Annotated in this window: 10 protein-coding genes; 6 read left to right on the forward strand and 4 right to left on the reverse strand. The window is 38.7% G+C overall.

Annotated elements, in window-relative coordinates; genetic code table 11:
- Window positions 1–185: 185 nt before the first annotated feature.
- Window positions 186–785, forward strand: a complete 600-nt coding sequence (locus tag RMB03_RS04495) for a glutathione S-transferase family protein (RefSeq protein ID WP_205468311.1) — start codon at window positions 186–188, stop codon at window positions 783–785.
- Between the two features lie 60 nt (window positions 786–845).
- On the opposite strand, the gene RMB03_RS04500 is transcribed toward RMB03_RS04495, so the two are convergent.
- Window positions 846–1,538: a TIGR04219 family outer membrane beta-barrel protein gene (locus tag RMB03_RS04500; protein ID WP_311074231.1), complete on the reverse strand. Its 693-nt coding sequence runs from the start codon at window positions 1,536–1,538 to the stop codon at window positions 846–848.
- Window positions 1,539–2,193: 655 nt separating this feature from the next.
- Here RMB03_RS04500 and RMB03_RS04505 point away from each other — a divergent pair.
- The gene (locus tag RMB03_RS04505) at window positions 2,194–3,672 is read left to right on the forward strand and encodes a sodium-dependent transporter (RefSeq protein WP_005037781.1); all 1,479 of its coding nucleotides are present in this window, start codon (window positions 2,194–2,196) and stop codon (window positions 3,670–3,672) included.
- A gap of 12 nt (window positions 3,673–3,684) precedes the next feature.
- The gene (locus RMB03_RS04510; RefSeq protein ID WP_004640212.1) at window positions 3,685–3,828 is read left to right on the forward strand and encodes a methionine/alanine import family NSS transporter small subunit; all 144 of its coding nucleotides are present in this window, start codon (window positions 3,685–3,687) and stop codon (window positions 3,826–3,828) included.
- 40 nt (window positions 3,829–3,868) lie between these two features.
- On the opposite strand, the gene rsmB is transcribed toward RMB03_RS04510, so the two are convergent.
- Window positions 3,869–5,173 (reverse strand): 16S rRNA (cytosine(967)-C(5))-methyltransferase RsmB, encoded by a 1,305-nt coding sequence (gene rsmB / locus RMB03_RS04515; protein WP_311074235.1) that lies wholly within the window; start codon window positions 5,171–5,173, stop codon window positions 3,869–3,871.
- Window positions 5,170–6,132, reverse strand: coding sequence for a methionyl-tRNA formyltransferase (gene fmt / locus RMB03_RS04520; protein ID WP_281835614.1), 963 nt, complete (start codon window positions 6,130–6,132; stop codon window positions 5,170–5,172). Before fmt ends, rsmB begins: the two co-directional genes overlap by 4 nt.
- A gap of 348 nt (window positions 6,133–6,480) precedes the next feature.
- On the opposite strand from fmt, the gene ilvD reads away from it, so the two are divergent.
- The 3 genes from ilvD to RMB03_RS04535 all read left to right on the forward strand — a co-directional run bounded on the left by ilvD (window position 6,481) and on the right by RMB03_RS04535 (window position 10,726).
- Window positions 6,481–8,310: a dihydroxy-acid dehydratase gene (gene ilvD / locus RMB03_RS04525; protein ID WP_003654323.1), complete on the forward strand. Its 1,830-nt coding sequence runs from the start codon at window positions 6,481–6,483 to the stop codon at window positions 8,308–8,310.
- A 316-nt stretch (window positions 8,311–8,626) separates the two neighbouring features.
- Entirely contained in the window at window positions 8,627–9,916 is a 1,290-nt protein-coding gene (locus tag RMB03_RS04530) for a hypothetical protein (RefSeq protein ID WP_311074239.1), read from the forward strand.
- Window positions 9,917–9,994: 78 nt separating this feature from the next.
- Window positions 9,995–10,726: a sulfite exporter TauE/SafE family protein gene (locus RMB03_RS04535; protein ID WP_311074240.1), complete on the forward strand. Its 732-nt coding sequence runs from the start codon at window positions 9,995–9,997 to the stop codon at window positions 10,724–10,726.
- A 9-nt stretch (window positions 10,727–10,735) separates the two neighbouring features.
- On the opposite strand, the gene RMB03_RS04540 is transcribed toward RMB03_RS04535, so the two are convergent.
- Entirely contained in the window at window positions 10,736–11,626 is an 891-nt protein-coding gene (locus tag RMB03_RS04540; protein ID WP_311074242.1) for a LysR family transcriptional regulator, read from the reverse strand.
- Window positions 11,627–11,675 lie beyond the last annotated feature (49 nt).

Here is an 11,675-nt window from a genome sequence, read left to right on the forward strand (position 1 = left end):
GCTCATTATTCTAAACACCCTCAACTTTACAGTTGAGGGTGTTTTTTTATGCTTGAAACAGAGAAATAAAGCTTTAGGAAGTAAAGAAAAAGTGAAATAAAAATATAGGAATATTATGAGAGAGCTGTGCTATAAATAATAAGAAAATTATCTATTTAAGCATAAATAATAAGAGAGAAGTACATATGAAAATCTATGGTGATGTGGGTTCGGGTAATTGCTATAAAATCAAACTTTTACTTTCCTTATTAAATATTAATCATAGATGGATTCATATTGATATTTTAAAAAAAGATACTCAAACTGAAGAGTTTTTATCCCTAAACCCTAATGGAAAAATACCTGTATTAGTTCTGGAAGACGGTCGTGTTTTAAGTGAATCGAATGCTATTTTAGGTTACTTAGCTGAGGGAACAAAATTTATTCCTATAGATCTTTTTATTAAAGCAAAAATGTATCAATGGATGTTCTTTGAACAATATAGCCATGAACCTTTTATTGCAGTTGCACGTTTTATTAATAAATATTTAGGTTTACCAGAAGATAGAAGAACCGAATATTATAATTTACAGCCAAAAGGGCATAAAGCATTATCTATTATGGATAAAGTATTAGCAGAGCACGACTATCTTACAGGACCACAACTCACCATTGCTGATATTGCGCTATATGCTTATACACATGTGGCTGATGAAGGTGGTTTTGATTTAAAGTTATACCCAAATATTCAAGCATGGTGTCAAAGAATTCAAGAATATCCCAGATATGTGAGTATGATTGAATAAAAAAGAACTCTTAATAGAGTTCTTTTTTATATATGAGGGAAATTTCGAGCTTTTTCTAGTTTAGAAGTGAGCTTCTAAACCAACATATGGGCCTTTAAATTCAAATTTAAGGTCATTGTTATCGTAGTCATCTAAATCGATATTGAGTATGCGATAGCCTGCTGTTAAACCCAGGTCAATTAATAGGTTATCTGCAAACTTATATTTTACTTCCGCTAGCGCATCTGTGATTCGTGCATCATCAAAGTTTGTATAGGTTGCTTCACCTTTAGCACTTAAGCCTGTAAATGGAAGTTTTACTTCACCTGACAAATAAGCAATAGGATATGTTTTATCAATATCCACACGCTTACCTGTATACGCAGTGATATCACCATTTAGTACAGTTGCACCAAGTCCGGCATCTACACTCACAATATTATCTAGTAATTCGTAATAGAGAATAAAATCGCTATGATCTAAATCAACTTTATAGTTAGCTTGACCTAGAGTTTCTGATTTAGTTTGAGTATCTAAATTTACATAACGAATTTTTGCATTTGGAATAAATGGGATTGGGTGTTCTACTGACAATGAGAGTTGAGCACTACCTTTTTGATCTAGATCCTGATCATCAGGGAATTGAGAAGACATATTAGCTTTACCATCATAAAACCAATAGCCTACTTCTCCTTTAACTCCAACAAAGTCTGCTTGAGCAAAGCCACTTATGCCCATCCCGAGCGTTAATAAAGACATTTTTAATATTTTCATTTTAACATCCGAATAAAAGAAATCTTCGAGCGCATGATATAGACATCTTGCTACAGATGCATTGATAAAAAATAAGCCTATCGAGTATATATCTATAAGATTTTTTGAGACTGAATAAAAATTCATGTATTTCAAACAACTAATATTTATTTATTAATTTTGATGACACTAAGCGTATAAAAATTTTAGTATAAATTTTGTCATCTAACAGTACTGTGACATTTAAATCTTAATTGAAAACTGAAGAGTTAAGAATAAATTACTGGATAAGTCGAGTAATTGAAGAGCTCTTTCAATGAATTGGAATAAAATATCATTGAACAATAATGTCTGACCTTAAGCTTTAGGGCGTAAAGATAAGCTGAAAAATAACCAATTGTGAAAAAAACTTGGAAAATTCGTAAAATTTCTGATGGAAATTACAGTAAAAAGAAATAAAAACAGGTATTGTTCAGCTACATAGGGGCAAAAAATGGACAAAAATCTTTAAGGAAGAATTTTCTATTTTTGCTTGTTTGAAATGAAATAAAAATACTCACAAGGTGCTTTTTATTCTCAATCAAACACAAAAGTATTCTTTGGTTCTTTTTTTGCATGCGGAATAACAATCAACAATAGCAGTAAAAATAAGTAATCTTTTAACATTAGGTGTTTTATGGCAGATTCTCGTGAAAACTGGACGTCACGATCTGGTTTTATTATTGCAGCCGTTGGTTCGGCTGTAGGCTTAGGTAATATTTGGCGCTTTCCATACGTTGCTTATGAAAATGGTGGTGGTGCGTTTCTTATTCCCTATCTATTAGCACTCATTACTGCTGGTTTACCGTTACTATTTTTAGATTATGCGGTAGGCCATCGTAGTACTGGTTCGCCTCCAAAAGCATATCGTGCTTTATTTAAAGGCGGAGAAACTTTAGGGTGGTGGCAGGTTTGTGTCTGCATCATCATCGGTTTGTATTATGCAAGCGTCCTGACTTGGGCAGGTAGTTACGTTTACTTCTCTATTGGTCAAATGTGGGGAAGTGATCCAGAAGGTTTCTTCTTTAATACTTACCTACAAACCTCAAAAGCGACTGGTTTTGATCTACAGTTTGTAAGTCATTTATTCTGGCCGATTGTTGGAATTTGGGCACTTACTTTAATCATTCTTTATGGTGGTGTGAAAAAGGGTGTGGAATTATCTAATAAGATTTTCATGCCATTATTATTCGTTCTATTCACTATTTTGGTGATTCAGTCATTGCGTTTGCCGGGTGCAGTTCAAGGTTTGAATGCATTCTTTACGCCAAACTGGTCAGCAATGATGGATTATAAAGTTTGGTTAGCCGCTTATGGTCATACCTTCTTCTCTCTCTCTGTTGGCTTCGGGATCATGGTGACGTATGCATCATATTTGAAACCAAAAACTAATTTAACGGGTTCTGGCTTAATCGTTGGTTTTGCAAATGCATCAACAGAGATTTTAGCGGGTATTGGTATTTTTGCAGCGCTAGGTTTTATGGCACATGCTGCTGGTACTGAAGTTAAAGATGTGGTGAGTGGCGGGATTGGATTGGCATTTATTGCATTCCCTAAAATTATTTCAAGTTTAGGTACAGGTGCCGATTTATTTGGTCTCTTATTCTTCTCTTCACTTTTCGTCGCAGGTATTTCTTCGATGGTCAGTATTTTGGAAGTGCCTATTGCAGCAATGCAAGATAAATTGAAATGGGGCCGTAAAAAAGCTGTAACCATTATTGGTGGTGGTAGTGCACTCGTATCAATTATTCTATTCTCAAGTGTAAATGCAATTAAACTGGTTGATATTGTCGATCACTTTATTAATAACATCGGGATTATTGGTGGCGCATTAATATCAATTATTAGCGTAGCTTGGTTTAAACGTTCAGCTCTTAAAGAACTTAGTGACCATATAAATCGTATCTCAACCATCCAAGTTGGTAAGGGATGGGATTTCACTTTAACGGTTATTACATCTTTAATCTTGTTAACTACACTCTGTTTGACTGTTTTTAATTTGATCAAAAATGGCTATGATACTTATAGTATGAGCTTACAAGGCGTATTCGGCTGGGGCAGTGTGATTTTCTGTGCGGTCGTTGCAATTGTGTTAAGCAAAATGAAAGATCGCTAGGAGGATAAAATAATGAATACTTCGGCAATCGTGATGATGGTGATTTCGATGGTGTTTTTATGGGGTGGATTGATTTTATCCATTCTACATTTGTCGAAACATCCTGAAGAGTTAGATGATGTTCTAGAAGATGTAAAAGATCAGCACACGCTTTGATGCCGATTAAGTAAAAAAGCAGGCTCGAAGCCTGCTTTTTTTATGCAATTTTTTGAATTTTACAATAATAAAATCCATCACCAGATTGCGCTTGCGGCAGTAATTGGCAACCATGGGTTTGCTCAATTCCCCAATCCGCTTCAATTTTAATTTCTTTCGCATCATTATGTTCTGCAAAGAAATCTATCATTTGCTGTTCATTCTCAGCTTTTAAAACTGAACATGTGATGTAGAGCAGTGTGCCGCCAGCTTTGAGCTGTTGCCACATGTGTTCCAAAATCTGCTTTTGCAGTTCGATCGTTTGAGCTATATCGCTAGATTGGCGCAATAAACGTATATCAGGATGACGTCGAATGACTCCTGTTGCAGAGCAAGGCGCATCTAGCACAATACAATCTACAGGCTGCGCTGGAACCCATTGGGTTGCATCTGCTGCCAAAATTTCAGTATGAGTTTGATCGAGTGCTAAACGGTTTAAATTTTCAGTCACACGGACTAAACGGTTAGAATCTTGGTCAATGGCAATGAGCTTAGCCGGTTTAAACTTCTCGAGTAAATGAGCCGTTTTTCCACCGGGTGCTGCACAAGCATCAATCACTGTTTTATTATTTAAATTTGGCAATAATGTTGCACATAGCTGAGCATGCTCATCTTGTACAGAAAACCATCCCTCTTCAAAACCAGGTAGCTGGGTAATTTGAACAGATTGTTCAAGGACGATGCCTGCTTCAGACAAAATACATGCACGTGCTTTAATTTCTAAACTTTGTAATTTTGCTAAATAAGCGTCTCGACCAATGTGGCGTTGATTAACCCTTAAGGTTAAAGGTGCGACTTGTTTTAATGATTGGCATAGAGATTCGGTTTGTTCACCCCAATCTTTTTTCACACGCTTATAAAGCCAACTTGGTAAGCCATGCGCCTGTTGTAAACCTTGTTGAAATTCATCAGTTTCACGCGTCGCTCGGCGCAAAATAGCATTCACAATGCCGCTGAGTGCTGGGAACCCAAGTTGTTTAGTGGCGTCTACTGTTTCAGAGATCGCAGCATGTGCGGCAATACGCGTGCATAAAACTTGATAAAGGCCGACGTAAAGACAGGTTTCAACAGTTTCATTGTTTAACGGTTTGCTGAGCAAAGGTAAGCTAATTGATTTAAGCGCAAACCATTGACGCAATGTACCCAAAACCAACTCGTGAAACAAAGCCCGGTCACGTTCTGCAACTTGATTCAGCTGTGTATTTAAAATACTAGCAAGTGATTGGCCTTGCTGAACTTTTAATAACGTCTGGACGACTTGAGCACGTAAGTTAAATCGTGACGAATTTGATGAAACCTGACTCATGGCAGAATTTGTCCTACATGAAGTTTTTGAGTTTGGGCAATTTGTTGGGCATTCATTGCTTTGCCGCCCGGCCATTGCACACTGGTCAGACAAATAAAGGAATCTTGCCCACAAGCAACATGTACGCCTTGCTTATCAATCGCGATAATTTCACCAGCTTGGACATTTGCTTTAGTCTGACTAGAAATTGTTGAGCTCCAAATACGCAGAGCATTATTTTCGTCAAGCTGAACGAAGGCAACAGGCCAAGGGTTGAATGCACGAATATTTCGGTCAAGTTGAATAGCATCAGTTGACCAGTCAATTCGAGCTTCTGATTTCACTAATTTATGTGCATAGACAGTTAGGCTTTCATCTTGAACTTCACGTTCTGCCAAATATTTTTGTAATGTTGCTTCTGACTCGAGTACTGCACAAATCGCTTCTGCACCTTGAACAGCTAATTTGTCATGCAAGCTGGCAGAGGTCTCTTCGGTGGTGATTGGGCAGTAGGTTTTATACATCATATCGCCTGTATCTAAACCAGCAGCCATCTGCATAATGGTAATGCCTGTTTCATCATCACCTGTTGCGATTGCGCGCTGAATTGGTGCTGCACCGCGCCATCGTGGTAATAATGAGCCATGAATATTTAAACAGCCATATTTAGGTGTATCGAGTACAGCTTGTGGAAGAATCAAACCATAGGCAGCAACTACCATCACATCAGCACCTAAAGCAGCGAGTTCTTGTTGAGCTGCCAAGCCTTCTTCAGTTGAAGCTTTAAAGTGAAGCGGTTGATAAACAGGAATATTATGTTCAAGGGCAAGCTGTTTTACAGGAGATGGCGTTAATTTTTGTCCGCGACCAGCTTTACGATCTGGTTGAGTATAAACTGCGATAATTTCATGGGAAGTTTTTAATAAAGCCGCCAATGCTGTTGCAGCAAATTCGGGGGTGCCAGCAAAAATAATTTTCACAAATGCAATCCAAAAAGAGTTTGTGGATAGTATACGTGAAAAACGTTTGAAGCCCTAAACTCATAGCTATTGAGAGATTTGGTTTTTAAATAGTGAACAAAAAATTATTGAAAAACTTTTATTGATAAAAAAAGGTTATGAAAAAATAAAAAATTATTCATGTAAGTTTTGCTAAATATTGACTGACTATTACTGTTCTTGGCTTTCCGAATATTATTTGCTTCTATAGAATGGAGAATGATCAAATTATGATGATGAGTCAATATTCCGACTGATCTAACGCTATATCAGTATCATTCAGCCAGAGTGGGAGAAATTTCGCTCAAGCACAACTTGTTGGAAACACTAATGCCTGACTATCGTTCAAAAACATCGACACACGGAAGAAATATGGCTGGCGCACGTGGCTTATGGCGTGCAACAGGAATGAAAGATGAAGATTTCGGCAAACCGATTATTGCGGTGGTCAATTCATTTACTCAATTTGTTCCGGGCCATGTACATCTTAAAGATCTAGGGCAGCTTGTTGCAGCAGAAATTCAGGCATCAGGTGGTGTTGCTAAAGAGTTCAATACGATTGCAGTAGACGACGGGATCGCAATGGGGCATGACGGCATGCTTTATTCTTTACCATCACGTGATTTGATTGCTGACTCAGTAGAGTACATGGTGAATGCGCATTGTGCTGATGCTATGGTCTGTATTTCTAACTGTGACAAGATTACTCCGGGAATGCTCATGGCTGCGATGCGCCTGAATATTCCTGTGGTTTTTGTGTCTGGTGGACCAATGGAAGCAGGTAAGGTCAAATTCCGCGGTAATGAAAAAGCGATTGATCTTGTTGATGCAATGGTTGTTGCAGCTGATGAAAGTTATACAGACGAAGAAGTTGAAGAATTTGAACGTTCAGCATGCCCAACCTGTGGTTCATGTTCAGGGATGTTCACTGCAAACTCAATGAACTGTTTAACCGAAGCGTTAGGTTTATCTTTACCTGGTAATGGTTCGATTGTAGCGACACATGCTAATCGTAAAAAATTATTCTTAAAAGCAGGTCAGCTTATTGTTGAATTGGCTAAGCGCTATTACGAACAAGAAGATGCAAGCATTTTACCTCGTTCAATTGCAACAAAGGCTGCATTTAAAAATGCCATGACGCTTGATATTGCAATGGGTGGTTCAACCAATACCGTTCTACACTTATTGGCTGCCGCAAGTGAAGCGGAAGTTGACTTTACCATGGACGATATTGACGAACTATCACGTCGAGTGCCTGTATTGTCTAAAGTAGCGCCTGCAAAACAAGATGTTCATATGGAAGATGTACACCGTGCAGGTGGCATCATGGCCATTTTAGGTGAACTTGATCGTGCGAATTTACTTGATGTATCACTACCAACCGTACATGAGAAAACTTTAAAAGATGCATTGGATAAGTGGGATATTATTCGTACTGAAGATGCAGACGTGTATGAGTTCTATCGCTCATCTCCGGGTGGTGTACCAACTCAAGTTGCGTTCTCGCAAAATCGTTACTATGCAACTTTAGATGGCGATCGTGAAAAAGGCGTTATCCGCAATGCAGAACATGCATTTTCTAAAGATGGTGGTTTAGCTGTTCTATATGGCAACATCGCTCTTGATGGTTGTATTGTGAAAACTGCGGGTGTAGATGAATCTATCCTAAAATTTACTGGCACAGCGCGCGTGTTTGAGAGTCAAGATGCTGCTGTAGATGCAATCTTGGGTCATGATATTAAAGCTGGCGATGTCGTTGTTATTCGTTATGAAGGTCCACGTGGTGGTCCGGGTATGCAAGAAATGCTTTATCCAACCAGCTATCTTAAATCAAAAGGTTTAGGAAAAGACTGTGCATTAGTGACAGATGGTCGTTTCTCTGGTGGTTCATCAGGCCTTTCGATCGGACATGTTTCACCAGAAGCTGCTGAAGGCGGTGCCATTGGTTTGGTTGAAGATGGCGATACCATTGAAATTGATATTCCAAACCGTACCATTCACTTGAACGTTGATGATGCGACTATGGCGCACCGTCGTACAGTTCAAGAAGCGAAAGGCTGGCATCCGAAAGAAGAACGTAAACGTAAAGTATCAAAAGCGTTAAAAGTTTATGCAATGCATACAACAAGTGCGGCGAAAGGAGCTGTACGCGTTTTATAAAATATTCAATTTTAATAATTGAGTAGAAATTATGCACTCTCAACACGATGAATTATTATCTGTTGAGGGTGCATTTTTTTCGTCTGATGAAAAAAATAGGCTTGTAGATTAGGGTGTTGCAAGTCATTCTATGGGTTTGTCATAAAATGATGATAAAATCTTCACCGATGCAGGAACACGTGCAATAACATGATATTTGTTCTGCGTAAGCAGAGCCCGTCAGTATTTTGTATATTAAGCTTCTGCTGCACTTTGTACTGCGATCAAAGCAGTTTTTTGGTCTAGCTTAGGATTTTATTTTTTAGAGGCACTATTCATGTCACTGCTACGCCGTTGGTTTGACCCTATCCGATCGAGTTGGTTTTACCAAAAACCCTCTCGTCAAGCGGTGTTACCCACGGAAAATGGTTTAAGTATTTATTTACGACTTGATGATGTGTATAGCTATTTGGCTGTTCAGCAATTGTCTCAGCTCGATGAGATTTTAAGTGATGAACTTAAGCCTTTAAAAATTATTATTTCCCATACGGCTTCTGAGCCTCCAAATGGTATGTCACATGAAGAGTGGCAAAATTATTGTCTGAATGATGCCAAAATATTAGCCAAGCAACACCGTTTTGCTTTTGATGAATTTCCAGAAATCCCAAGCCAAGAATCTTTAAAACAAGCTGCTGTCATATTAAAAAGAACTCCATTACAAGGTCAGAATTTTTTACATTTACTAGAAGATATTTTTCACATGCTTTGGCAGCAGCAATATGGAAAGCTGCGTACTCTTCATGCCATGGCAGTTAAACATCAGCTTCCTCAACATTTTTCAGAACGTATTTTTACGGATGAACCTGTACCGGCGGCATACTTTGAATTTGGTGGACGTAAGTATCATGCAGTAGATGATTTATTACGTTTAACCCGTCGTCTAAAACAGCAAAAGTTACTGACTGGTAATCCGATCTTTTTAATTAATCATATCGAATGGCGTGAACATTTGATTAATGATGCTGAGGCACTTACCGAAATTCAGACACTTCGTCCTGAACTCGATATATATATTGCCTTAGAAGATCCAATGAGTTGGCTGTTACTTGCTTATATTAAGGAAGAGCTGGCCGATTATTATGACATTCAATTAAAAGTTTACCCTTTAAGCTATCAAGGCCGAGACTGGTTTGACTGGAGTTTGGCAACCCGTGTTTCTAAACGAACAGATGTAGCTTTTACCCCTTTTTGCCGTCCTACAGAAGAAAGTACGCTTGAAATGGCGAAGCTTTTCTATAGTGTGCAGGAAAATCAGCAAATCGATACGGTTTTTACGATCTTGCAGGCTGTTTGGACAAAAGGCAAAGATTTATCTTTCAAAAAGCATTTCCAAGAATTACAGCAACAGTTGGGAATTGAACAGTTAACCGAACAGGATGTGCCAGCTATTCTGGCGCAAAATGACGCATTTTGCAGAGATAAGCATCAGCCTGATTTACCAGTTTTAGAGTTGCGTATTGATGGGCAAAGCTATGTCTTTAATAGTTTGTATCGTGTTTGGATGATTGAAAGTATTTTTAGCAATGTATTAGAAGAAAAATATAAAACGGCCTCAACTTTTAATTGAGGCCTTCTCCTAAAAACAAGAATAGGGCAAAGCCTGTTTTTTCCGTAGCATAACCATGTAAGGAATCGGAGATAAACAGTGACATTTCTAGCAATTATTATGGTGGTGTTTGCCTTTGCTGGCATGATTAAAGGCATGATCGGCTTAGGGTTGCCTGCGGTATCGATGGGCTTACTCACCATCGCAATGAGTCCTTTTCAAGCAGCCTCTTTACTCATTGTTCCTTCAATGGTGACCAATGTCTGGCAGCTTTTCGCTGAGGGGCATGTCTGGTCTTTTATTCGCCGTTTCTGGACTTTGCTTGTAGGCATTGTGGTGGGCTCAATATGGAGCTTTCTGCCCACTTTGAGCCAAAGTCATGGGCATAGTAGTGAAATTTTATTAGGCTGTATGCTGGCCTTATATGGGCTCTATGGTCTATGCGTGAAAAAGCTTCCGCACTTAGGCAAGCATGAACGTTGGTTATCGCCCATCATTGGTTATATTGGTGGGGCAGTTACCGTAGCTACTGGGGTTATTATTATTCCAGTAGTGCCTTATTTACAGTCGTTGCATTTAAAACGTGATGAGTTAGTACAGGCTTTAGGGCTGACTTTTACCGTGTCTACCATTTGCCTTGCAGTCTTTTTACACCACAACCCTATGTCAGGAATAACGCTAGACTATCGTTTATCTTTTGCGGCTTTATTGGCTGCATTAGTTGGAATGTGGTTAGGTAAAAAAATCCGTTATCGACTGAATGAGCAGAAATTTCGCCGTATTTTTTTCATTGGTTTAGTGTCATTAGGGATTTATATGATTTTGCACTAAGCCAAGTATTTAAGGGCGATGTTGCAGTAAAAAATCTGCAAATTGCTGATAATTGTTAGGAAGCTGACTGAAATCTTGTGTAGCTAAAAGCAATTTACGGTTTGCCCACGCACCGAGTAATTGAATCGAATGGAAATCATAGTCCGATTGCAAACGCTGTGCAGCGCGGGCGGGTATAATTGCAATTCCAACACCTTTCGCCACAACCTCAGCAATTGCGCCAAAATTAGGTAAACGTAAACGATACTGTATGTTAAAGCCTAATAATTTAGCTTGAGTTTCAATTGATTGTTGCAAAGAGTGATGGGGTTTAAGGCCAATAAAGCCATAGCTTAGAGCATCTACCAAATTCAGCTCTTGGTATTGAGCTAAATTGTGGGTAGTAGGGCAAATCAGAACTAAAGGGTCGCTGGCAAATTCTTTTGTTTGCAAATGCCTTGTATCAAAAAAACTTGAAACGAGACCGAGACTTGCAACCCCTTGTGTTAATGCATCTACAATTTCTGAGCTTTCGGCTTCGTGCAAATCAATATTCATTTCGGGATGTAGTACTAGATATTGCGGTAAGAGAGGCGGTAGATATTCACTTTGAGCAGAAGAGTTACACCAAAGGATCAATGATTCTGTGGTCTTTTGCCTAAAACGCTGCATTTCTTGTTCGAGTTGATCTTTTTGTGCCAAAAGTTGACGAGCATGCTCAGTAAAAGCATGTCCTGCGGTCGTGAGTTCGACTCCTGTTGTCTGGCGAATAAATAAAGGAGTTTCAAAATATTGTTCGAGTTTTTTTATACGTTCGCTGGCAGCCTGAAGTGAAATCGCGGAACGATCTGCACCTTTAGTTAGGCTACCTGTAGAGACAATATGGAGAACCAGTTGTAAATCAAAAAAATCAAAACGCATGACAGGGAACGTATTGAAGGGTAAGAGATCATGATACTAAAAAGTGATC

Origin of the sequence: Acinetobacter sp. V91_7, assembly GCF_031799075.1 — a bacterium.
Taxonomy (GTDB): domain Bacteria; phylum Pseudomonadota; class Gammaproteobacteria; order Pseudomonadales; family Moraxellaceae; genus Acinetobacter; species Acinetobacter calcoaceticus.

Coding starts and splice junctions, on each gene's coding strand:
- RMB03_RS04500 (WP_311074231.1), bottom strand. CDS start 1,538: ATGAAAATATTAAAAATGTCTTTATTAACGCTCGGGATGGGCATAAGT.
- rsmB (WP_311074235.1), bottom strand. CDS start 5,173: ATGAGTCAGGTTTCATCAAATTCGTCACGATTTAACTTACGTGCTCAA.
- RMB03_RS04495 (WP_205468311.1), top strand. CDS start 186: ATGAAAATCTATGGTGATGTGGGTTCGGGTAATTGCTATAAAATCAAA.
- RMB03_RS04540 (WP_311074242.1), bottom strand. CDS start 11,626: ATGCGTTTTGATTTTTTTGATTTACAACTGGTTCTCCATATTGTCTCT.
- ilvD (WP_003654323.1), top strand. CDS start 6,481: ATGCCTGACTATCGTTCAAAAACATCGACACACGGAAGAAATATGGCT.
- RMB03_RS04510 (WP_004640212.1), top strand. CDS start 3,685: ATGAATACTTCGGCAATCGTGATGATGGTGATTTCGATGGTGTTTTTA.
- RMB03_RS04530 (WP_311074239.1), top strand. CDS start 8,627: ATGTCACTGCTACGCCGTTGGTTTGACCCTATCCGATCGAGTTGGTTT.
- RMB03_RS04505 (WP_005037781.1), top strand. CDS start 2,194: ATGGCAGATTCTCGTGAAAACTGGACGTCACGATCTGGTTTTATTATT.